The 22,336-nt window shown below is 43.3% G+C and carries 19 protein-coding genes; 10 read left to right on the top strand and 9 right to left on the bottom strand.

Features of this window, described 5'->3' with window-relative positions; translation table 11 throughout:
• Positions 1-24: 24 nt before the first annotated feature.
• From HKI82_RS01050 to HKI82_RS01040, 3 genes are all read left to right on the top strand, one after another.
• Positions 25-2,331 (top strand): hypothetical protein, encoded by a 2,307-nt coding sequence (locus tag HKI82_RS01050; RefSeq protein ID WP_171136927.1) that lies wholly within the window; start codon positions 25-27, stop codon positions 2,329-2,331.
• Positions 2,332-2,334: 3 nt separating this feature from the next.
• Positions 2,335-4,068, top strand: coding sequence for a toxin-antitoxin system YwqK family antitoxin (locus HKI82_RS01045; RefSeq protein ID WP_171136926.1), 1,734 nt, complete (start codon positions 2,335-2,337; stop codon positions 4,066-4,068).
• Between the two features lie 264 nt (positions 4,069-4,332).
• Positions 4,333-6,075: a SulP family inorganic anion transporter gene (locus tag HKI82_RS01040; RefSeq protein ID WP_171137199.1), complete on the top strand. Its 1,743-nt coding sequence runs from the start codon at positions 4,333-4,335 to the stop codon at positions 6,073-6,075.
• A gap of 59 nt (positions 6,076-6,134) precedes the next feature.
• On the opposite strand, the gene HKI82_RS01035 is transcribed toward HKI82_RS01040, so the two are convergent.
• The 4 genes from HKI82_RS01035 to HKI82_RS01020 all read right to left on the bottom strand — a co-directional run bounded on the left by HKI82_RS01035 (position 6,135) and on the right by HKI82_RS01020 (position 10,596).
• A complete protein-coding gene (locus tag HKI82_RS01035) occupies positions 6,135-7,169 on the bottom strand; it encodes an NADP-dependent oxidoreductase (protein WP_171136925.1) in 1,035 nt (344 codons plus the stop codon).
• 125 nt (positions 7,170-7,294) lie between these two features.
• A complete protein-coding gene (locus tag HKI82_RS01030) occupies positions 7,295-7,891 on the bottom strand; it encodes a TetR/AcrR family transcriptional regulator (RefSeq protein ID WP_102940018.1) in 597 nt (198 codons plus the stop codon).
• A 96-nt stretch (positions 7,892-7,987) separates the two neighbouring features.
• Positions 7,988-9,670, bottom strand: coding sequence for an RluA family pseudouridine synthase (locus tag HKI82_RS01025; RefSeq protein ID WP_171136924.1), 1,683 nt, complete (start codon positions 9,668-9,670; stop codon positions 7,988-7,990).
• Between the two features lie 80 nt (positions 9,671-9,750).
• Positions 9,751-10,596 carry a DMT family transporter gene (locus HKI82_RS01020; RefSeq protein ID WP_171136923.1) on the bottom strand — a complete coding sequence of 282 codons (846 nt, stop codon included), beginning with the start codon at positions 10,594-10,596 and terminating at the stop codon, positions 9,751-9,753.
• A 126-nt stretch (positions 10,597-10,722) separates the two neighbouring features.
• Between HKI82_RS01020 and dmeF the strand changes: the two genes are divergently transcribed.
• Positions 10,723-11,661, top strand: a complete 939-nt coding sequence (gene dmeF / locus HKI82_RS01015; RefSeq protein WP_171136922.1) for a CDF family Co(II)/Ni(II) efflux transporter DmeF — start codon at positions 10,723-10,725, stop codon at positions 11,659-11,661.
• A gap of 12 nt (positions 11,662-11,673) precedes the next feature.
• Positions 11,674-12,090: a MarR family winged helix-turn-helix transcriptional regulator gene (locus tag HKI82_RS01010; RefSeq protein ID WP_102941767.1), complete on the top strand. Its 417-nt coding sequence runs from the start codon at positions 11,674-11,676 to the stop codon at positions 12,088-12,090.
• Positions 12,091-12,109: 19 nt separating this feature from the next.
• Here the strand turns inward: HKI82_RS01010 and HKI82_RS01005 are convergent, their stop codons facing one another.
• A complete protein-coding gene (locus HKI82_RS01005; RefSeq protein WP_171136921.1) occupies positions 12,110-12,694 on the bottom strand; it encodes a LysE family translocator in 585 nt (194 codons plus the stop codon).
• A 110-nt stretch (positions 12,695-12,804) separates the two neighbouring features.
• Between HKI82_RS01005 and HKI82_RS01000 the strand changes: the two genes are divergently transcribed.
• On the top strand, positions 12,805-13,248 hold the full coding sequence (locus HKI82_RS01000; RefSeq protein ID WP_171136920.1) for an Lrp/AsnC family transcriptional regulator: 444 nt from the start codon (positions 12,805-12,807) through the stop codon (positions 13,246-13,248).
• A 79-nt stretch (positions 13,249-13,327) separates the two neighbouring features.
• Here the strand turns inward: HKI82_RS01000 and HKI82_RS00995 are convergent, their stop codons facing one another.
• A complete protein-coding gene (locus HKI82_RS00995) occupies positions 13,328-14,971 on the bottom strand; it encodes a methyl-accepting chemotaxis protein (protein ID WP_171136919.1) in 1,644 nt (547 codons plus the stop codon).
• 358 nt (positions 14,972-15,329) lie between these two features.
• Between HKI82_RS00995 and HKI82_RS00990 the strand changes: the two genes are divergently transcribed.
• The 4 genes from HKI82_RS00990 (at position 15,330) to pstB (ending at position 18,865) form a co-directional block, all read left to right on the top strand.
• Positions 15,330-16,151, top strand: coding sequence for a phosphate ABC transporter substrate-binding protein (locus tag HKI82_RS00990; RefSeq protein ID WP_102941771.1), 822 nt, complete (start codon positions 15,330-15,332; stop codon positions 16,149-16,151).
• Between the two features lie 109 nt (positions 16,152-16,260).
• Positions 16,261-17,187, top strand: coding sequence for a phosphate ABC transporter permease subunit PstC (gene pstC, locus HKI82_RS00985; protein WP_102941772.1), 927 nt, complete (start codon positions 16,261-16,263; stop codon positions 17,185-17,187).
• Positions 17,188-17,216: 29 nt separating this feature from the next.
• Entirely contained in the window at positions 17,217-18,080 is an 864-nt protein-coding gene (gene pstA / locus HKI82_RS00980) for a phosphate ABC transporter permease PstA (protein WP_102941915.1), read from the top strand.
• A 35-nt stretch (positions 18,081-18,115) separates the two neighbouring features.
• Positions 18,116-18,865, top strand: a complete 750-nt coding sequence (gene pstB / locus HKI82_RS00975) for a phosphate ABC transporter ATP-binding protein PstB (protein WP_102941773.1) — start codon at positions 18,116-18,118, stop codon at positions 18,863-18,865.
• Positions 18,866-18,953: 88 nt separating this feature from the next.
• Here pstB and HKI82_RS00970 read toward each other — a convergent pair whose 3' ends face one another.
• The 3 genes from HKI82_RS00970 to HKI82_RS00960 all read right to left on the bottom strand — a co-directional run bounded on the left by HKI82_RS00970 (position 18,954) and on the right by HKI82_RS00960 (position 22,186).
• On the bottom strand, positions 18,954-20,054 hold the full coding sequence (locus HKI82_RS00970; protein WP_102941774.1) for a GGDEF domain-containing protein: 1,101 nt from the start codon (positions 20,052-20,054) through the stop codon (positions 18,954-18,956).
• Positions 20,051-20,521 (bottom strand): putative pterin-binding protein, encoded by a 471-nt coding sequence (locus HKI82_RS00965; protein WP_102941775.1) that lies wholly within the window; start codon positions 20,519-20,521, stop codon positions 20,051-20,053. Before HKI82_RS00965 ends, HKI82_RS00970 begins: the two co-directional genes overlap by 4 nt.
• A gap of 285 nt (positions 20,522-20,806) precedes the next feature.
• Positions 20,807-22,186: a YjiH family protein gene (locus tag HKI82_RS00960; protein WP_102941776.1), complete on the bottom strand. Its 1,380-nt coding sequence runs from the start codon at positions 22,184-22,186 to the stop codon at positions 20,807-20,809.
• Positions 22,187-22,336: the final 150 nt, after the last annotated feature.

Below are 22,336 nucleotides of genomic sequence, written 5' to 3'. Positions count from 1 at the left end.
CTACTCAATTAAGGTAATCATTGGATGATCAATCGAATTAAATTCGCAGTGTTTTTTTGTTCATTAGTCTTTTTATCGGGATGTGTGAAAGATGATTTCGTCACATATAAACCGAAACTGGGCGATGAAAAAACGTATCAAATAGAGTTAACAAAGCGCCTTGTCTATGAAGGCCGCGATCTAGAGGAGAATCCTGTTTTATTTGAACAACTTAACCAAACTCGGTTTAAGGTTGACGGGATTCGTCCTGAAGCTATAAGTCTTGAGCAGCGTTACGATTATTTTTCTCTCGAAGGGATAGATGGTTCTTTTAATAGTGTGATTGATGACACTTCGAATCGATATAAAGATATTCGCCAGCTGCTGTTAGAAGGCTTTAATTTGTCATTGGATAGGTCATCTACGGAACTCCCAATTTATTCAGCAAACAATCAAGATCTATGGAATAAGCTGAAAGATGCTGGTAAGGAAGATCGAGTTCAAGAGTTAGATGTGATGAAGTTTGTACCCATGATAGCGAAAAGCATCCCTGCGAAAGTCGGGGCTCAGGTACCGCTAAACGATTTTTGGGGACAGCCAGCGACATTAAAAGTAGAACTGATTGATGAACACGTGATAACGGCAACCATTGACGCTTTTTCTGACGACAAACAAACGGGTGTGGTGGCTAAGGTCACCATTGATCGCCAAAATGGTTGGGTTCGGAGCTTATCAATGACATCAAAGCAACCTGCACATTTGCCTGACTTGTACAATCCAACTTATGTTTTAACACATGCGCAAATAGCGGTTTCAGAATTATCTCTACAGGACATTCCTTATGTAGCTGATGTTTTTCAGGACTCATCTCAGAATGTGGTGTCGGAACCTAAATTTTACGACTATGAAATTTTTGATATAGAGCCAACGGGCAAGTTGGTGGGAAATACCAAAGGTGCCTTTTATTTTGATAAAGATAGGTTGAGGTTGGTTTACCCATCAGTCGTTGAAGGGGGTGAGAATTACTACAGTTATAGTCTGGATAAACTTTATGCGCTGGATAAAAACGGGCAGCGAGACAAGCAAAAGTTTTGGTTAGAAGGCTATTACAGAGAGTGGAAGTCTTGGGAATCCGATGGAATTGTTTCTCTGGATTTTCCCGCCTTGCCTTTAGGTTGGGATGCAGAGAAAAAATTAGATGATTTTCATGCGTTTGAAGGGGAAGTATCTATTCAACACCATCAAAGACTTAAAGAGGAGGTGGAGTGGGTTTCTGGTCAGAACCGAGTATTGAATGTACAGGGGATTGAAGTTCGGATTCTTCCTGTGTCAGATACCTCTGAACACTATTTGATAGTCGCCAAACACAGCGGAGACAGCTGGCTTGCTCCATATGTTGTTGAAACTGGAGGGACGACGAAAAATGCTTATGTGACTTCATTAGATCGAGTACGTTCATTAATCTCAAATGAGCAATTTGACTCTTTATATTTCAGTGAAGATTGGAATCATGATTATTCTATCTTCGAAGTGATATTTTCTCAGAAACCCAACAACGTACAGTTTTACATTGACTATACCGACCCAGCCAAGAGCATCACTCAGCTAGTCCAATTTGTGGATTATTTTTCTTATCTTGAAGATACAAACAATCCATCATTTGTGGAAACCATCAACGATGTCAATGAACTACCTAAGAGCGAAGAGCCATTCTCTATTGAATCTGCCTTCCCAGTCGTGTCGAATATATATGGGTTAAAGTTTACCCTTCCTCAAGACTGGCAACAAAGCTGTGAGTTAAGGGTCGCAAAAGGGTTTTCAGTTAATAATCATTCAGTCTTGTGGCTTCGCAACGGCAGTCAAAGATCCGAATTTTTCTTGTCAACAGAAGATGGTATACGCCGAAATTTCTATAACAAAGAAGTGACTACAGAACTGACTTGCAACTCTCGACCAGAAGAAACGTATTTCACTCCTCAAACCGTATCTAACAAACCTTGGTTGATTAACGTTGATTCTTTAAATGAGTTGGACCCCAACGTCGATGTTCTCTCTATGACGATTGAAACGTTTGTACAACGTTTCAAGTTCTACAATCGTGACCAAAATTCTTTAGTTGTGTTAGATGCTCAGAAGGAGCTTACAGGTTTTGAAAGCTTCAGCAACAGTGGTGCGCCAGATAGATATAGGGTAAACCCATTTCGTCAGGAGTTACTGAGCAGTATTTTAAGCGATGAGGGATACCTTGTAGTATCAGGTGTTGTTACTTCAGGAAAATTGACTTCTCTGCAACCATTTCAGTACCAGCGGCAGTGGCAGCACTCTTTCCCTGCTTTCCCTTCGGAGCAATAAGCTATGCGTTTAATAACTCTAATTATTATTGCTCTTAGTTTTAGTCCTTTTGCCTACAGCAAGGTTGTATGGCTTGATGAACAATGGAAGGAAACAAGTAAAGAAACGGCTTCATTTTATATTGAAGTTCCCTTAGAGAGAGATGGTAAGGCTTGGATCGCGGAGATTTACTACAAGGAAAATGATCAACTGCGTTTTAAAACGAAGATTACACAAGATTCCATTTTTCATCCGGAGGCAAATCTAATAGGTGACCACTATTACTATTTTAAAAATGGGGATATTCAGTCGAAAGGTTCTCTTGATGAGAATGGACAGGGGAATGGCAAGGTCGTTGGTTATTTTGAGAATACTCCTGAGAAAATATGCTCTATCGTATATTTTATAAATGGTGTGAAACATGGTCCAGAACTAAGTTTTTATAGTAAAGGCGGGCTTTCCACAGAAAGCGAATATCGAAACGGAAAGCTTCATGGTTTACAAAAGTTTTATTCCCAACAAGGTGTGCTATCTGAGCAAAGAAGCTATGAAGATGGTCAATTACATAGGCCACAAAAAATCTGGGGGGAAGAAAGTGCCATTCTGGTTTTAGTGGAGCATTACCAATCTGGTAAAAAGCATGGTCAACAAACACGCTATTTCGCCGACGGGACGCTTGCAGAGAGCAAGTTCTATTCACAGGATACCCTTATAGGAAATCGAGAATTATTCTATTCAGACGGCAGACTGAAAGAGCGTGAACGCTATGATGAAAACGGTCGCCGAATGGAAAGAACTTATTTTTATGATCAAAATGCTCAAAGAGTCGAACAGATATGGAGTTATACGGATATAGGGGTTACTGAAGATAAGAGGCGCTACCAAGATGAGCAACTCATACAGCACGAACGCATATTTACGGGAGAAAACACTCTTGCAGGGCAAGTAATCGAAGAAGAGTTTGATCCCCAAGGTACGCTAATTGCTCGCAAAGAAACTCGTAATGGGAAGTTATATGGGGAGCATATCTGGTATGAGAAGATTGACCGTTCTGAGTACCGAATTTCGAATACTGGCTACTATGTCGATGGTTTACAGCATGGAAGGTATCTAAGTAAGGCTCAAGATGGAAGTACCTTGGAACAGGGACAATATTTTATGGGCGAAAAGATTGGACCTTGGCTTTATAGAGCTCCCAATAGTGAACGCACAGTTATCTATGATGAGTATGGTAAGAAGCACGGAGAAGAGCGAGACCTGGCTTCGAATGGTACAGTCATCAGTCATGCAACTTATCATCATGGACAGTTAGACGGGTTATATGAGCGGTATGATGATGATCGAACGCTGCTTGAATCGGGTATATATAAACTGGGTGTCAAAGATGGAGCATGGTTAGAGCTAGAGACCACGGGGTACAGTAATAACTACGTATCGAAAGGGGAATATCGGCAAGGTAATCGAGTAGGTTTGTGGGTTTCAACAACTAAGAGTGGATATGAAATTGGCCGAAGTAACTATAATGATGAAGGTCAATTACATGGAATTCGTTACCACATGGATCCCAATGGTAGTGGTGCATTAACTAAAGTAGAGCACTATGTGAGTGGCCTAATGGTGGGGAAGCAGTTCCAATATCGTGATGGTAAACTCGCAAAAGTGACGCTCTATGATGAAAATGGACAGAAGCAGAAAGTAATATTTCAGGATCCTGAAGTGAAGGAAGTTTTTGATCTCGAATCGCTACTATTTAATTAATGCAAGGTTTGCCTAAAGAGCTTGCTGACTTACTTCTGTGCTGTCTCTGATTACCAGTTTGCAGCGTTCGTTATAAGAGAATTCAAGTTTCGATACAAAAGTAATATTACTTTGTAAGCCTGTCTCAACGACAGGCTTTTTTATTGCATTTTTATTTCAATGTTTATGTGAAGTGTTTGAACAACTTAGGTTATGCTTAATGGAGAAATTAAGTATGTGAAGTAAGGAACACAGCAATTGAAACACGTTTCGATCGAACAATGGATGCCCGGTTTAAATCAACTGAAACACTATGACCGTTCATGGTTTAAAGATGACCTCCGAGCCGCGTTATCTGTGGTAGCTGTCGCCTTGCCGGTTGCTATTGCTTATGCGCAGTTAACCGGAGTGTCTGCGATTGTTGGTCTGTATTCGTGTGTGCTTCCAATGCTGGTTTATGCCTTGTTCGGAACCTCTCGGCAGTTAATTATTGGCCCTGATGCCGCAACTTGTGCGGTTATTGCTGCGGTGGTTACGCCTTTAGCCGCAGGCGACCCGACCAAACATTGGCAGCTTGTTATGACCATGACGGCGATGACCGGTATCTGGTGTATTTTAGCCAGCCGTTTCAAGCTGGGTGTTCTGGCAGATTTCCTATCAAGACCTATTTTGCTTGGCCTGCTTAATGGTGTGGCGTTGACCATTATTGTTGGTCAGTTTGCAAAAATATTCGGTTTTAAGTTTGAACAGCGTTACCTTTTGGAACGATTGTATGAAGCCCCTTCTTTATTGCTGAGTGTTCATTGGCAAACCATGATGATCAGTGTTACTACGGTGGTTGTTTATCTGGCGTCAAAACGTTTTAGACCGCAGTGGCCAGCAGCGATGTTTGCGATTTTCATTACTGGTGTGATGGTTTGGCTGATGAAGCTAGACACCGTCGGTGTAAAAGTGGTGGGCGTTATTCAAGGTGGGTTGCCAGCGTTTCAGGCTCCGACATTTGATATTGGTGTTTCCCGTGAACTCGTTGTTCCTGCGCTTAACTTAGCGGTAGTAAGCTTCGTAAGTATGATGCTTACTGCACGTAGTTTTGCAGCGAAAAACGGCTATGACATTGATGCAGACAAAGAATTTCAGGCATTGGGACTTGCGAATCTCGCGTCTGCATTTTCGCAAGGTTTTGCTATTAGTGGCGCAGATTCTCGCACCGCAGTGAATGATGCAAACGGCGGAAAATCACAACTGGTTTCAGTGATTGCAGCGGCGGTGATTGGGGCAATAGCGATATTTGCTTATCAGCCATTACAGTACATTCCGATTGCGGCACTAGGTGTTGTGCTGATTATTGCGTCGATGTCTCTGCTGGATTTAAAAGGGGTTTGGCAACTTCGCAAACGTAATAAAGATGCGTTTTATCTTGCTTCCATTACGCTGGTATCAGTGCTAGTTATTGGCGTTATTCCCGGTATCACTTTGGCGGTATTGTTGGGTTTGTTTCAGTTCCTTCGCGTGGTCATGCGTCCGAGAGACCAAGTATTAGGTTTGGATAAAAAAGGTACGGTACGTTCGATTGACCCTTCAGGCAAAGCGACAGCGATTCCGGGTTTGATCATTTATCGTTTTAACTCTCCGCTTACCTACTTTAACGCGCCGTACTTTAAGCGCCGACTATTGGAGCTTTCAGAAGCTGGCGGCAGTGGCGTTGTGTGTGTGGTGGTCGATGCGGTCTCCAGTTTTACCCACTTAGATCTCAGTGTGATGGCGATGTTGGGCGATGTTCAGACGATTCTGAAAAAACGAGGTATTCGCTTAGTGATCGCAGGGCGAAAACGTAGCCTACGTAAATGGTGTGAGTTAACTGGTGTGCCTGTTGGTGACGGTGGGGTAGTACTTCGTGCCGATCTCTATTTAGCGATTAAGCTCAGCGGCTGTTATCAAGAAGCGGTTCAGGAAGGTCAGGTACCACCAGTGCAGAAAGAAGACGATCCAAACGAGAATACAACCAATGCAACTCCCGAAGTTGCGTAATGTACAAATCAAAAAAAGAGCCTGTATTTACAGGCTCTTTTCGTATCCGGATGTTGAGATTAAAGCGGCTTAGCGACTTCAATCACTAGCTTGCCGAAGTTCTTACCTTCTAGCAGGCCAATTAGCTGTTCTGGAGCATTTTCCAAACCAACTTCTACTTGTTCACGGTATTTGATCTTACCTTCTGCTACCCATTTGTTCATGTCTGCAGCAAACTCGCCGTAACGGTGACCGTAATCATCAAAGATAATAAAGCCTTGAACTTTTAGACGCTTAGTCAGGATTAGACCTGTTAGTTGAGACAAACGGTCTGGACCTTCTGGTAGTGACGTTGCGTTGTATTGAGCAATCAAACCACACACTGGCATACGAGCTTTGGTGTTCAACAGAGGCATAACTGCGTCGAATACTTTACCGCCCACGTTTTCGAAGTACACATCGATACCTTGTGGACAAGCTGCCTTAAGCTGCTCTGCAAAATCTTCCGCTTTATGGTCGATACAAGCGTCCATACCCAGTACTTCTACTGCATAACGACATTTCTCTTCACCACCAGCGATACCAACAACGCGGCAGCCTTTGATTTTGCCAATCTGACCTACTGTTGAACCTACTGGGCCTGTTGCTGAAGCGACAACAATGGTTTCACCCGCTTGTGGTGCGCCGATATCCAAAAGACCCATGTAGGCGGTAAAGCCTGGCATACCAAGAACACCTAACGCCCATGACGGGTTTGTTGGGTTCGCACCTAGTTTCAATAGGCCAGTACCATCGGATAGTGAGTATTTCTGCCAACCTGTCGTGTATGAAAGAACCCATTCACCAACCTGGAAATCAGGGTTGTTTGATGCTTCAACCTGACACACAGTGCCGCCAATCATGACGTCATTGATTGCTAGAGGTGCAGCATAAGATTCTGCATCACTCATGCGGCCGCGCATGTATGGGTCGAGTGATAGGTAGATAGTACGTAGTAAAACTTCGCCTTCTTTTGGTTCTGGCTTAGCAACGGTTTCTAAGCGAAAGTTTTCTGGTGTTGGCGCGCCTATAGGGCGTGACGCCAACACGATACGTTGGTTTGTAGAGTCAGTCATTAGACTTTCCTTTTATATTTCTAGAATAATTAGACCAGTCGTCTAGTGTTCGTTTCAAAAAAACCGCTACGGAAATAGCGGATGAATCTGTTAAATCGGCACAGGTTAGCCGTTGTCGATATCGCTTAGTTGAGCTGTTCACCTTTTAAAACTTGTTCGGTTACTTTTAGTGCCTGAACTAAGCTCGCGTCATCGAGACGAATTTTGTTTATTAAGCTTGCACCAATCCAAAGGTTGTACAGCAACTCTGAAGTTTGGCGACTATCTTTTACGTTCATTTCGCCGAACTGAATACCTTTTTCAATGTGTTCTGCCACGGTACTAATCACACGGTCTGTGCCTTTATGCAGTGCTAAGCGCATCGGCTCAGATAAATCAGAGACTTCACCTGCGAGTTTCACCACTAAGCATTTACCAGTTTGGCACGCACTGCTGTTTTGTTCCATCCAGTACCGCCAATATTGCATGAGTTTTTCATACTCACTCATATCACTGCTGGCGAACAGGTTTTCGAGCTTCTGCTGGTAGTGATTGAAGTAATCTTGCAGCAGCGCTTCGCCAAATTGTTCTTTGGATTTGAAGTAGTGATAGAAAGAACCTTTCGGTACTTCAGCATTTTTCAATAGCTCAGACAGGCCAACACCGGTAAACCCTTTACTGGCAACCAGTTCATAGCCAATGTCTAAAATATGCTGTTTGGTGTCGTGTGATTTTTCGTTCATGGGAGGCAATATAATTTAAATTAGACCAGTCGTCTAGTGATTTTTAAAGTGAACCTTAACGTACAAATTCGACTTATTTGCTCAATGAATTTGAACTCAAAAATCAGGATCGACTTGGAAGTGCATACGCTCTTTTGTGTAGGGATGATCAAAGCTCAGACTTTCTGCGTGCAGATGAAGGCGCTTATCTTTTCGTCCGTATAGGTCATCGCCGACAATCGCCATATTCAGGCCGTCGGCGTGAGCACAATGCACACGAAGCTGGTGTGTTCGCCCTGTTTTTGGGTACAAATAAACCCTGCTTTTGCCTTCATTGCTGCTGATTTTTTGCCAAAAGGTTTCGGCTGGTTTGCCGTGTTCGTAGCAAACCATTTGGCGAGGTCGGTCATCTAAATCACCACGCAGAGGAAGCGTGATTTCTCCTGAATCAGCCGTCAGTTCGCCACTTAATAGTGCTACGTAGCGCTTCTCAACGCCGCGAGTAATGAACTGCTTTTGCAAACTCTTGTTCGCGCGACGAGTGAGTGCAAACACCAATATTCCAGATGTCGACATATCTAACCGATGCAGAACAAAAGGGCCTTCTACGTCGGTAAACATTGCCTCTAAGCGTGTTAGAACCGAGTCTTTGATATTCACACCGGGTACAGACAAAAACTCAGCGGGTTTGTTGACGACGACAATCGCTTCATCTTGATAGAGGATCTCGATCTCTTTGCCGTCAGCGGGGTTTTCAAGCAATGGATTGTCATCCAGTTCAATACCCTCAAGCATGTGGCCTAATATCGGATGGCACTTGTTGTTACAAGCCGGATAATATTTCTTATGCTGGCGGATTTCGGATTTTGGTGAACGACCCCACCAGAATTCCGCCAATGCAATCGGCTTTAGTTGGTGTGCAAAAGCGTATTGCAACAATTTAGGGGCCGCACATTCGCCAGAACCGGCTGGTGGATTAGGATTCACCGTGCCTTCAAAGATGTCGACCAGCGATTTTTCATCACCCTGCTGATTTAAAAACTGATACTGCGAGAACAGCTTTTTCTGCAAAGCAGCAGAAAGCTGCTTACGCTTTTCTTTGAGTTCTTCAAGCTGATTCTGATGTTGTTCAAGTTCCGCTTGAAGCAGCGATAACTCGTTATCCCACTTTTGCTTGAGATGCTTGAGCTGATTCTTTTCAGTGACGCTCTGCTGTGCAAGTTGTTCAAAAAGGTCAGTTATCTCATCGGTAGACATGTTTTCAGGCGGTGTTTGACGCAACAATTTACGCTGCTTGCGTCCTTCAATCATCACTTGACGATGAGATTCAATTTCTTGCTCAGCTTGCTTTTGACAAGCATGAATTGCCCCAGTTAACTGCGCAGAAGTTGGCGACTCATTCAGCTCTCGAACTTGGCGGTTAATTTCTGCAATTTGATTGGCTTCCAAGCGGAAGAAGGTTTCGTCTTCAAAACGATCAAATACTGGCGGCACGAAGTGAGGCTGTTGCAGCTTTTCCGCCAGCAGACCAGAAAAAGCGGAGAGATAGCCTAGTTCACCTTTTTGATTTTGTACCACTAACACGCCAAACATTTTGCCGTGAGAATCGGGTTCATTTTCAGTGAGCCCGAAAGGGTGTGTCCAATCGGTCTGAGTTTCAATATGTTGCTGTAGCTCTTTGGAGGCGATTTCGCTTAGCGGATGAGGTTCATAGCAAAACGGAAAAGTAAAACGCTCCGGTAATGTGTATTCAGAAATGTCAGTCTGAAATGGGGTAAAACAGTGATCGGAGTGCTTCATAACGCTGGAACCTCTTTTAGGTCATCAAAACCTAGATAGATATAAGCGCGGAATTTTACTGGGCGCAGAGGGAAAATCCATCATTTTGTTTGTTTACCCATAATCACCAGAATGATGCCGCCGAGAATCAGTGCGCTGACAAGGGTCAGGTGCAGGGTAAATGCTTCTCCCACCAGTAGAGTTCCGCCTGCTATGGCAATCACAGGTACAGACAATTGAGCGACAGAAGCCTGCAACATAGTCAGATGACTGATCACTCGATACCACAAAATGTAGCCAGCCGCAGAAGCAATACTGCCGGAAAGCAAAGCGAGGACGATACCTTTGGAGGAGCTTGAATCTAGGTTCACCATCCACGGTGTCAGTAATACGCAAAGTAGCCCAGCGACCCAAAATCCTTGAGAAATGGCTGAGATAGGGTTGCCGCTGTTGCGGCCGACCAGAGTAAAGACAGCCCATGCTAACCCTGAAAGAATCATCAACAGAGCGGAGAGAATGTCAGGTCTGGTGACACTGGGCGCCATGAGATAAACAAAACCGGATATAGAAACAACTAATCCTACAAGTTCTAATGCGTTGATTCTGTTCCCTTGGAAAAAGTGCGCCGCAAGTAAGCTAAGTTGCACCGTACCAAACAGAAGCAGAGCGCCTGTTCCGGTTGATAGCTCCAAGTAGGCAATAGAAAAACATAATGCATAAGTAAACAGAGCCAATCCTGCTTTGATGGCGAACATCGGTTGGTAGCGCCTCTCTGCCTTTTTCACCATCACACTGTGTAAAACAATCAAAGTAATGGCCCCTGATACCAGTCGAAGGTAAGTAAAGGTGGTGGCATCAATGGTTTGGTCTTGCAACGCTAAGCGACACAAAATGGAGTTTGCTGCGAAAGCAAGCATGGTAACGACAGTTAAGAAAACAGGTGACACTATGATTAACCTTCTTGTTATGTTCTGGATAATTTAAGGTTAAACGCATGTATACAACAAACTTTAATTTACTTTGATAATCAAACTAACTACACTTTAGAAAATTTGATTATCAAATTATTTATTATGCAAACTCCAAGTTGTCCTCAAACGCAGACGTTTTCATACACCAATGAGAAAGGTGAAAAACGTACCCTTTATGTTCTGTTACTTACCGTTGTCACTATGGCAGTCGAGATTGTTGCGGGTAGTTTTTATGGATCTATGGCCTTGCTTGCTGATGGCTGGCATATGGGCACACACGCCGCTGCGTTTTGTATCACGTTGTTCACTTATCGCTATGCCCGTAAACATGAGAAAACCCGAGCGTACACCTTTGGTACTGGTAAAGTTGGCGTTTTGGGTGGATACACAAGTGCAATCGGCTTAGGTTTGGTGGCGTTAGTGATGGCTGGCGAATCCATTCATCGTTTGTTTAACCCGCTAAGTATTCAGTTTAATGAAGCGATTATTGTTGCCGTCGTAGGTCTTGTAGTAAACGTCGCCAGTATGTTTTTATTGCACGACCATCACGACCATCACGACCATCACGACCATCACGACCATCACGACCATCACGACCATCACGACCATGCTCATGAGCATCATCATGATCACAACCTTACCGCGGCTTACATGCACGTGCTGGCTGATGCGTTAACTTCGTTATTGGCTATCGCGGCTTTGATCGTAGGTAAATATTTAGGCTGGGTGTGGTTAGACCCAATCATGGGTATTGTTGGTGCTCTTGTGATCACTAAGTGGGCAGTAGGATTAATGAAGCAAACAGCGCCTATTCTGTTGGATGCTCACATCAGCCATGACTATGAAAAGAAAGTGCTCGCCAAACTTACTGAAGCAGGCGCAAAAGTAATTGATATTCACGTTTGGAAAGTGAGTGCGAATCATTATTCTGCGGCGATACGAATGTCTGCTGAGTCGAATAAAGATGCACTGTACTTTAGACAGGTGTTGAAAGAGTTTGATAGACTCCACCACCTCACGCTAGAAGTAAACCCGCTTTAAAGGCTATGACATATGCACCAGTTGACCGAGCTTAACAACCTGATTACTGAGTTCTACGACAAGATGTCCTCTTGGGAGATGTCCGTTGTTAAAGAAACAGGGTACTCATTGGCTCAAATTCACACGCTTGAGGTGTTAGGCTCTCACGGTGCAATGCGAATGAAAGAGTTAGCGAATCGACTGAGCATTACAACGGGAACCTTAACCGTTCAAGTGGAAAAACTGGTTCAGGCGGGACTAATAGAACGTCAATCCATAGAAGGGGATCGACGTTCTATTCAGGTTACTTTGACTGAAGAAGGGAAAGGGGTGTTTCAACAACACAACGCCTTGCACATGTCGCTCACTGAAGAGCTCACTCGTCGTTTTAGTGCCGAGCAGCAAAAGAATCTGGCTCAAATGCTGACGCTGATCAATCAAGAGTTCTAACTCTCTTCAACGTTTCGCTCTATAGCATTGGGACTACGGAAAGTAACAGTAGTCCTCCCATCGCTCCGTTAAACCAGCGCACATATTTCGGATGATGCATCCAGTGACTAAGCTGTTTACCTTCCGCCGTCCAGACACTGACTGAAGGCACATTCACCATCGCAAATACAATTGCAATAATGGCTAAACCAACCCAGCTGGTGGTGTAGTTGTAAACACTCACTGCGGTCAAAGCCATTGACCAGCCTTTGGGATTCACCCACTGAAACATAGCTGCTGAAAGAAAAGTCATTGGCTTATAGGTCGTACTGCTTTGACTTGGCTTACTAAGCACAATTTTGACAGCCAGATAAACTAAATAGCCTAAACACAACCAGTGCAGTGCCTGTTGAATGATCGGGTATTGTTGGAACACGCCAATCAAACCTATACCAACCAAAATGATCATGATGCTAAAGCCAAAAGTGACACCAGCCATATGAGGAATGGTTTTCTTGAAGCCGACATTCGCTCCAGACGTCATCAACATAATGTTGTTTGGACCAGGGGAAAACGTGGATACAAACGCAAACATCACTAAAGGCCACCATTGATATAAATCCATTTTCTCTCCTGCAATTGTTATCAAATGATGGAAAAATTGTAATTGGATGCGAACGCAATTTTGTGCTTATATTTGTGTTTAATGCAATTTATAAGCAATAAAATTTAGCTATGGATAGATTTGACGAAAGAATATTGTTTGAGCTTCAGTCCGACGGAAGAATCTCAAATGTCGAGCTGGCGGAAAGAGTGGGATTATCGCCTTCGGCTACGTTAAGACGAGTGCAGGAACTGGAGAGAACCAAAGTGATCAAAGGTTATCGCGCTGTATTGGACAAAAATCTGCTAGAAGTCGGTTTTATTGCCTATGTCTCTATAGGTTTAAATAGCCACACTAAGCAGTCGCAACTCGCATTTGAAGATCATGTTCGTTATGCCAAGGAAGTGGTGGAATGCCATAACATTACAGGCATGAATGAGTATCTGCTGCGTGTGGAAACTAAGGACCTAAATTCGTATAAGCGCTTTCACTCGAATGTCTTGGGTGAAAGTCCGCAAGTGAAATCCATCTCGACCATGGTGGTGATGGATTCGCCAAAAGATGAGCGGCAATAGAGATTCGAAAACGTACAGTACAAAAAAGGCGATGGAATATAACCATCGCCTTTGTGTTTATGTCTGAGCAACAAACGGTTTAAACGCGGAAGTGGCTAAGTTGTTCTTTCTGCTGCTCTGCAAGTGCTGAAAGTTCTTGGCTTGCTGCTGCTGACTGGGTAATACCAGCAACGTTCTGGCTTACCAACTCATAGATAGTTGCCAAGTTGCGGTTAATATCCGAAGTCACGTGGTTTTGCTCTTCAGAAGCTGCGGCAACTTGGGTGTTGATGCCGTTCAGTTCCGAAATCGCCTGACTAATATTGTTGAGATATTCACTTACCTGATCGCCCAATGCCTGATTGGTTTCAATCATCTTCAAGCTCATATTCATACTGTCATTCGCAATGCCAGATTTACTTTGCAGCTCTTCAATGATGAGCTGAATTTCCTGAATTGACTGCTGAGTGCGAGCTGCGAGCATACGAACTTCGTCGGCAACAACAGCAAAGCCACGACCGCTTTCTCCGGCTCGCGCCGCTTCAATTGCCGCGTTCAAAGCCAGCAAGTTGGTTTGTTCAGAAATGCCTTCAATCACTTCAATGACCTGACCAATTTGCTCTGACTGCTCTTTCAAACCATTCACAACCAATGCGGCTTCATTAAGCTGGCGAGCCATATCGATACTTGCTTTGTGGCTTTGTTCGAATATTGCCAAGCTCTCTTTCGCTTGCTGATTAGCTTGTTGCGCCGCTTGTTCTGCTTGAGAAGCGTTGTTGGTTACACTTTGAGCAGCACTTTCAAGCTGATTTACCGCTGAAGCCACTTGTTCCACTTCTTGCTTTTCTTGGTCAGAGTTAACACTTGATTGTGTCATTACTGCAGCAAGCTCTGTTGAAGCTGAAGCAACTTCAACACTAATGCGGATTAATGTTTCAACTGTTTCGCGTAATTGTTTGGTTGTGTCGTTGATGTCACGAGCCAGTGCGCTCACTTCGTTGTTGCCTTCAACTTTGGCTTCAACCAGCAAGTTGCCTTTGGCAACTTCACGCATAATCGTTTGTAGGTTCTGAATTGGCTTAACGATGATGGCCGCTAAAAGCCAACTGCAAAATGCTGCCAGAATCAAAACTGTGACAAATCCAATCATGGAGTTTTGCATCACTGTGCCGTGATGATTTTCGGAACCTTTGACACTTTCCAGTGCAATAGCATTGAGTCTGCTTGAAAGGGCTTCAATCGCTTTGACCATTTGCGCGCCAGCATCTCTGTACGCGGCAGAAGCCTGCTGATATTTGTTGTCAAAGCTTGAATCAAGATTGGTTTGGTTATGCTTAGTTTTAAGCAATGGGATCATGGTGTTAAGAGAGTAATCTACATAGTGTTTCATCACTTTTTGCAGCGCGGTGACTTCTGGCTGTAGACCTTGAACTGTGTTTAGAGATTGAAGAAGTTTAAGGTTCTTGGCTTCGTTCTCTTTTAGTACGGATTGAAGACGTGCGACTTCGTCAGGAGTGAACAAGCTATAGATAGCACTGATGCGCATACTGTAGGTGTTGTTAACAATGTTGGTTACAGCATCTTTGTGCTCAACAAGCTGCTCGGTGGATTGAGTCACACTTTTGAAGGCAGTTTTAAGAACTGACGAGCTATAGGTAATTCCAACAGTCAGAAGAAGCATAGTTACAAGAACAGGCACGACAACCTGTAGCTTGATAGACAACCCGGAGATCAGCTTTCGCATGATGTATCCTTATGTAAATAGTAGTAATTATTATTTGATAGTTTTGTCACTTCGAGATTTTATCGACTTGGAGTAATAATTCAATTATTTCTGGCCTCAAATTAATCAGATATTGCCTATTATTTGAGTATTTATGCTGTCTTTTTGAAGATTGTCTGATTTTTTGCTCATTTGATAACGTTCCCAGTCGGAATTTTATTTGATATGAGAAACTGGGTACATATGTTTGAAGGATTTATTTTAATTTGTCATGCAGTTTTCAACGAACTGAAACACAACTGTCACATTTGGATTCTAAAGTGAATCCCGTTCCAGTAAATCAACGGCAAATAAAATAGCCACTTAAGGAAAGAATGTGATGAAAAAGACAGTAATCGGTGCAATCGCTCTTCTTGGCGCCCTAGCAATTAACCCTGTTTCAGCAAAAGAAACTATCTCTGCAGTGGGTTCAAGCAGCGTAACACCACTGATGGAAGTTTTCTCAGAAACATACATGAAAACAAACTCGGACGTTTTTATTGAAGTACAAGGCCCAGGTTCTTCTGCTGGTATCAAAGCAGCGAAGAATGGCAGTGCAGATATTGGTATGTCTTCTCGTGGTCTGAAAGACTCTGAAAAAGAATCAAACCTAGTAGAAGAAGTGATTGCTCGTGATGGTATTGCAGTGGTTGTTCACCCAAGCAATACAGTGAAAGGCCTAACAGCTGAGCAAGTTTCTGAAATCTATAAAGGTGAAATCACTAACTGGAAACAAGTTGGTGGTGAAGACAAGCCAATCGTAGCAATTACTCGTGATACTGCTTCAGGTACTCGCGGTGCTTTCGAAGAAATCATGGAACTTAAGAAAAAAGTTTCTGGCAAAGAAGTTTCAGCTATCTCTCAACGTGCGCAAGTTGCGAACGGTAACGGTGGTCTGAAAACTATGGTTGCTTCTAACCCATACTCAATCGGCTACATCTCTCTAGGTACAGTAGACGGTTCTGTTCATGCTCTAGCAATCGACGGTACTCCAGCAACAGTTGAGAACGTTAAAGCTGGTAGCTACAAAGTTGCACGTCCTTTCCTAGTGCTTTACAAGAAAGGTGCTCCATCTGCATCAACACAAAAGTTCCTAGACTGGATGCTAACTGATGAAGCTCAAAAAATCGTTGCTTCACACCACTACATCCCAGTGAACTAAGATTTAAATTAATAAACTTTGCTCAGCCCGATTTGGGCTGGGCTTTTGTATTACATACCGACGAACTGATAAAAGTTGGTTTGCTCGGTAGGTGAGATTGAGAACATCTATGACCATCGCAAATAGTGACAAGCTTATGGATATCGAAAAGACGCAAGCAAAGCGTAAACTGCGTGCTCAAAAGCGCGTAGATTGGAAGGAACGTTTCTTCCACGGTTTGTTTTTGACGAGTGCCGTTATCGGTATCGTTTCTCTAGCTGTTATTGCCTACTTCATCGTAAGAGAGAGTATTCCTGCATTCCAAGAAGCTGGCGTTTCAGGAATCGTTCTTGGCCAAGACTGGCTGCCTCCAGCGCTGTATGGTGTCGCGACAATGATCGTGGCTTCTGTTGTTTCTACCTTCGGTGCAGTTATTGTTGGTGTGCCTATTGGTGTACTTACGGCTGTTTTCATCGCTGAAATTGCGCCGAAAAGTGTGGCTGACGTGATTCGCCCTGCTGTTGAGTTGTTAGCTGGTATTCCTTCTGTGGTATACGGGTTCTTCGGCTTGGTTATCATTGTTCCTCTTATTCAGAACATCTTCCAAGTTCCAGCGGGTAACACCATTCTTGCAGGTATCATCGTGCTTGGTGTGATGATTCTACCTACTGTAATCACGGTATCTGAGACCTCTATACGTGCTGTACCTCGCGCTTATAAAGAAGGTTCTTTGGCTCTTGGCGCTTCAAATATCTATACCATCTTCAAACTTCTCGTTCCGGCGGCACGTTCAGGTATTATGACCGGCGTGATTCTGGGCATTGGCCGTGCACTTGGTGAAACAATGGCTATCATCATGGTTATGGGCAACGCGCCAGCAATGCCTGAAGGTATTCTCGATTCTGCGCGTACTCTAACGGCGAACATTGCGATTGAAATGTCTTATGCAAGTGGTGTTCACGCCAACGCACTGTATGCAACTGGTGTTGTGTTGCTTGTGTTTATCATGATGCTTAACGCTGCTCTTCTGTACCTGAACCGTGAGAAAGCGAGGTAATCAACATGGATCACGCAAAATACAATCAAGTGGACCGCGCAAAACTAAAACAAGCACGTGAATTTAAAGATAACGTATTACGTGTGTTTATCTGGCTTGCAGCGGCGCTAACCGTTGGCTTTCTGTTCTGGATTATCTGGTACATCCTATCTAACGGTTTACGACACGTAGACTGGGCATTTGTTACAGACAACTACACTCGTACTGGTGATGAACACGGTATCTTCCCGATGATCGTTTCAACCATTTACATGGTAGTGGCGTCGATAGCGGTTGCGGCACCGATGGGGATCATGACGGCGATTTATCTCACCGAATACGCCAAAGTGGGCAGTAAACTGGTGAAGGTTATCCGTTTCTGTACCGAATCATTAGCGGGCATTCCATCGATCATCTTTGGTCTGTTTGGTATGACATTCTTCGTGGTGATTCTTGGTCTAGGATTCTCGATTCTTTCCGGTGCATTAACCCTAAGTATCCTGATTCTGCCTGTAATCATTCGTACTACAGAAGAAGCATTAATGGCGGTACCACAAACGTATCGCGAAGGCTCTTATGGCCTTGGTGCTTCAAAAATTTACACCATCTGGCGTCTCATTTTGCCAAGTGCGATCCCAGGTATTCTAACTTCTGTCATTTTGAGTATTGGCCGCGTTATCGGTGAGTCAGCACCGGTGTTCTTAACCGCAGGTATGGTAGCTCGTGTTCCTGATTCTCTTTTGGATTCAGGTCGAACATTGACGGTTCACCTTTACAAACTGACAACTGAACTATTCACGATTGAAGAGTGGAATCAAGCGTACGGAACAGCCACTGTGCTGATTGTTGTTGTGTTGCTCATCAACATGGTTACCAAGTTAATCGCTAAGCGATTCAACACGGCAACTTACTAATCCGATACGACTGACAGAATTTAAGAGACACGACAATGAACAAATTTAATATTGAAAATCTGGATTTATTCTACGGCGAAAACCAAGCGCTGAAATCTATCAACCTGCCAATTCCTACTCGTCAAGTGACGGCGCTGATTGGTCCTTCTGGTTGTGGTAAATCAACGCTATTACGCTGCTTAAACCGCATGAACGATCTTATCGAAGGCGTCACCATCAAAGGCAAGCTTGAGATGGATGGTCAGGATATTTATGGCAACGTTGATGTTGCAGATATCCGTATCCGTGTAGGTATGGTTTTCCAAAAGCCGAACCCATTCCCGATGAGCATTTATGAAAACGTGGCGTACGGCTTACGCGCTCAAGGTGTGAAAGATAAGAAACACATTGACGAAGTGGTAGAACGTTCACTGCGTGGTGCAGCGCTTTGGGATGAAGTGAAAGATCGTTTGAAGTCACACGCGTTTGGTTTATCGGGCGGTCAGCAGCAACGTCTATGTATTGCTCGCACTATCGCAATGGAACCGGATGTAATCCTGATGGACGAACCAACGTCTGCACTTGACCCAATTGCAACTCATAAAATTGAAGAGTTGATGGAAGAGTTAAAGAAAAACTACACCATCGTTATCGTTACTCACTCAATGCAGCAAGCGCGTCGTATTTCAGACCGCACCGCGTTCTTCCTGATGGGAGAGTTGGTTGAGCATGACGATACTCAAATCATTTTCAGTCAACCTAAAGATGACAGAACAAAAGGCTATGTGAACGGTGATTTCGGTTAATCGCAACGCATTCACCAAAGAGATGTCATTACTGACAACGCTTACTGGCTAACACTATATAACTATAAAGCGATGGTAATCTTGCCCCTCACAATGAGGGGCCTTTTTTTTGGTGCTTCATTGCATACATTTTTTGGTCTGCAATGTGAATTAACTGGTTGATGTCGTTACCATCATTAGGGCAAGAACTAAGACCAATGCTGGTGTTCAATGAACGATATTGATTATCACCAACCACAAATTTCTGTTCAAAACACTGCTCAATCAGGCTTTGCATTCCTTCTAATTCCAGTGCATCAATACTATTAATGATGATTGCAAATTCGTCGCCACCCATTCGGAACAGTTCATAATCGAAAGTAGGTATATGTGATAAGCGTTTGGTTACTTGTTTTAAAACAGAATCACCAGCTAAATGGCCAAAATCATCGTTGATGGCTTTAAAACCGTTGAGGTCCAACAGGAACAGCGAGTAATAGCTGCCACTTGGTCGATGTGAAATGGAGCGAAACATCGATAATCGGTTGCCGATATCGGTCAGTGGGTCCGTTAATGCTAATAGACGATGATATTGAGCCTCTTTGTACCAAATAAAACTCACCAATCCTATAGAGAAAAACAGCAGCAGAATGAGTGCATATTGAATATTGGTCACATACTCAGCTTGCGCCTTCTGCTCTAAATACATAGGGCTTTGAATTTTGAAGTTATCGTTAATGTATTGAATCACATCAAGATATAGAGCTTCGGTTCTGGTTGTGAACTCAGCGAGCGATTGCTCGTCGTTGATATTCATTAAGAAGGATTCAAGTAGCTTGAAATGGTCAAACGTATTTTTGAAATAGTGTAGCGTACCGTCTATTTCTAAGAACTCATCCGCTTCGCTGTTGTGCAGGATCAGATCAAAACGGCTCCAAGTAAGCTCATATTTTAGCTTCACAATTTCGAGATCTTCTGGGGTATCAAGAGCATGAGGCATGATAGATACCAGCTCTGTAAACTCTTTGGTTAGGTAGAACAAAAACCAAGTGGCTTTATGCTGCTTATAGGTGTAGGAACGAGCTAACTCCTTGGTTGAAGTTAGCGTATAGAGATTCGCAATCATTAAAACAACAGAGACAATCAGTAGCAGCGTCTTTGTACGTTGAATTAATGGATGTAACTGCTTACTTTGAGAGGCTGCAATCATTTGTATTTAATCGATATCTCTTTAAGTTGCCATACCATTTGAGTGTGGTACTCCGGGGTATCTGTCTGTGGATACTTCGACATATTGTAAATAAACCAGAATGGACCTTTGTCTCGTACTCGCATGGGTTCGCCATTGACTGCGTAAGCCACAATCGGTTTATAGCGCTTCAAATCATCAATAGAAGTTGATGCTGAGTAGTCGTTCAAAGCGATAAAGGAAACACTGGCTACATCTTTGATATTTAAATAGCTCAACAAATCGACCATGGTAAAACCAGTAAAGGTTGAAGTGTGCTCGTTGTCTGCCCAAGGAGTGCTTGTGCTAAAACTCACAACGGGCAACTCGCTTTTGAGCTGATGCATAGAAAGTACAACGGGGGCCTGATCTGGCACTCTTACGGTTAAATCAAACGCAGATGCAAAATTACTAATAAGGAGAAGAGAGGCAGCAAAAATCCGTTTCATTCCATTCATTCACTTTATGTATTGAGTGCTATTTTTGCATAAATCGTCTGTAAAACGACCTGTGCAGTATTTTTCTACGAAATTATACGGTGCATATCTAGCCAGTTCTATTTTTTATTAAGACATATAGTACTTAAGTTAGGTTATTTAGGACTATCAACTGGAAATTTATGCAATGAGGTGAATGAAATTCTGGGGAGGAATATGGAAAGAGTTTTATATCGCTTTTGCGCTAAGCAATAAAAAGGCTTCAACGAGTGAAGCCTTTTGTTTGCGAATCTGAATTTAGAAAATCAAATGTGCAACACCAGCGATAACCGGTAGGGTGATTAACGTACGTAGAATGAAGATAACGAACAGTTCTACGAAGTTAACCGGAATACGGCTGCCTAACATTAGTGCACCGACTTCAGACATGTAGATAAGCTGAGTAACAGACATTGCTGCGATAACAAAGCGAGTCATCTCATTGTCGATTGAAGCCGCAAGGATTGCAGGAATGAACATGTCTGCAAAGCCAACCACAATTGTTTGAGACGCTTGAACCGCTTCTGGTACGCCTAATAGCTCTAGGTAAGGAATAAATGGCTGACCTAAAATCGAGAATACAGAGGTGTATTCAGCAATCACAAGAGCAACAGTACCTAGACCCATAACAACTGGAAGTACACCGAATACCATGTCGATAGCGTTACGGATACCTTCGCCAAACACTGACTTGAATGAGTTCACTTGGCCTGCTTTCGTTAAAGCAAGTTTCATACCCCAAGAAAGAGAGGTGTGACCTGCTGGAATCGCATCCGCATCCGCGTCAGGTTTTGAACCATCAATGAAAGTGTTCTTCTTCAAGCTTAGTGGTGGCAAGCGAGGAATAATGATCGCCGCAACAAAACCAGCTAAACAGATAGCGCCGTAAAATGGCAGGAATAAATGTTCCAATTCTACCTGAGCAATAACCACTAGACTGAACGTGATAGATACTGCTGAGAAGGTTGTACCTACAACAGCTGCTTCACGTTGAGTGTAGAATTTGTCTTCATATTGCTTGCTTGTCAGTAGGATACCTACGCTGCCGTCACCCAACCAAGAAGCCACACAGTCGATTGCGCTACGACCAGGTAGGTTAAACAGAGGACGCATGATTTTGCTTAATAGCGCGCCCATCAGTTCTAACAGACCAAAATTAAGCAATAGTGGCAGTAACAGACCTGCAAAAATGAACACTGAGAATAGCGTCGGTAACAATCCTTCCAGAACTAAGCCACCCGTGTTTTCTTCCCAGATAGCTTCAGGACCAACTTTGAAGAAAGTCATGATTACTGCTGCACCGCCAATGACGCGTACAGCTAGCCATAGCCATGAAGGGTTAAATAGGCTGTTTAAGAATGGCTTCTCAACAATGAATGCCGGTTTGAAAAGTTTCGTTGCAAAAGAAGCAACCGACATAAATGCAATAATAGTGGTAATAATTGCAACTAAAGAGTCACCAAATAGAGCTTGTACTGATTTAGCTAATACAGCGACAGGAATGGTGAATGAACCGTCATAACTGATCGGTGCCATAAATAGGAACACCCCGATCAAAGAAGGGATCAGGAACATCCATAAGCTTCCAGAAGACTTCTGTTCTACTGGACTATCTAATGTTTGAGCGTTATCTTGCATTATTTTTCTCGTGTTACTACTAGTCAATTAACACCATGTCCTTGGTATATTAATTCACTAAACATCCGTATTTACTCATTGGCGCGAGAATATCTATTTTTTGATGCTTTAGCAATACTATTCATCAAAAAAGGGTAAATATTCATTCCT

It is taken from the genome of Vibrio plantisponsor, from assembly GCF_013041605.1.
GTDB lineage: Bacteria > Pseudomonadota > Gammaproteobacteria > Enterobacterales > Vibrionaceae > Vibrio > Vibrio plantisponsor.
Note: the sequence above shows the minus strand (reverse complement) of the source record. Positions and strands in the feature narration are given on the sequence as shown.

Excerpts from the sequence above, each read along its gene's own strand:
- HKI82_RS01050 (WP_171136927.1), top strand. The coding sequence starts at position 25 with ATGATCAATCGAATTAAATTCGCAGTGTTTTTTTGTTCATTAGTCTTT.
- HKI82_RS01045 (WP_171136926.1), top strand. The coding sequence starts at position 2,335 with ATGCGTTTAATAACTCTAATTATTATTGCTCTTAGTTTTAGTCCTTTT.
- HKI82_RS01040 (WP_171137199.1), top strand. The coding sequence starts at position 4,333 with ATGCCCGGTTTAAATCAACTGAAACACTATGACCGTTCATGGTTTAAA.
- HKI82_RS01035 (WP_171136925.1), bottom strand. The coding sequence starts at position 7,169 with ATGACTGACTCTACAAACCAACGTATCGTGTTGGCGTCACGCCCTATA.
- HKI82_RS01030 (WP_102940018.1), bottom strand. The coding sequence starts at position 7,891 with ATGAACGAAAAATCACACGACACCAAACAGCATATTTTAGACATTGGC.
- HKI82_RS01025 (WP_171136924.1), bottom strand. The coding sequence starts at position 9,670 with ATGAAGCACTCCGATCACTGTTTTACCCCATTTCAGACTGACATTTCT.
- dmeF (WP_171136922.1), top strand. The coding sequence starts at position 10,723 with ATGCAAACTCCAAGTTGTCCTCAAACGCAGACGTTTTCATACACCAAT.
- HKI82_RS01010 (WP_102941767.1), top strand. The coding sequence starts at position 11,674 with ATGCACCAGTTGACCGAGCTTAACAACCTGATTACTGAGTTCTACGAC.
- HKI82_RS01005 (WP_171136921.1), bottom strand. The coding sequence starts at position 12,694 with ATGGATTTATATCAATGGTGGCCTTTAGTGATGTTTGCGTTTGTATCC.
- HKI82_RS01000 (WP_171136920.1), top strand. The coding sequence starts at position 12,805 with ATGGATAGATTTGACGAAAGAATATTGTTTGAGCTTCAGTCCGACGGA.
- HKI82_RS00995 (WP_171136919.1), bottom strand. The coding sequence starts at position 14,971 with ATGCGAAAGCTGATCTCCGGGTTGTCTATCAAGCTACAGGTTGTCGTG.
- HKI82_RS00990 (WP_102941771.1), top strand. The coding sequence starts at position 15,330 with ATGAAAAAGACAGTAATCGGTGCAATCGCTCTTCTTGGCGCCCTAGCA.
- pstC (WP_102941772.1), top strand. The coding sequence starts at position 16,261 with ATGACCATCGCAAATAGTGACAAGCTTATGGATATCGAAAAGACGCAA.
- pstB (WP_102941773.1), top strand. The coding sequence starts at position 18,116 with ATGAACAAATTTAATATTGAAAATCTGGATTTATTCTACGGCGAAAAC.
- HKI82_RS00970 (WP_102941774.1), bottom strand. The coding sequence starts at position 20,054 with ATGATTGCAGCCTCTCAAAGTAAGCAGTTACATCCATTAATTCAACGT.
- HKI82_RS00965 (WP_102941775.1), bottom strand. The coding sequence starts at position 20,521 with ATGAAACGGATTTTTGCTGCCTCTCTTCTCCTTATTAGTAATTTTGCA.
- HKI82_RS00960 (WP_102941776.1), bottom strand. The coding sequence starts at position 22,186 with ATGCAAGATAACGCTCAAACATTAGATAGTCCAGTAGAACAGAAGTCT.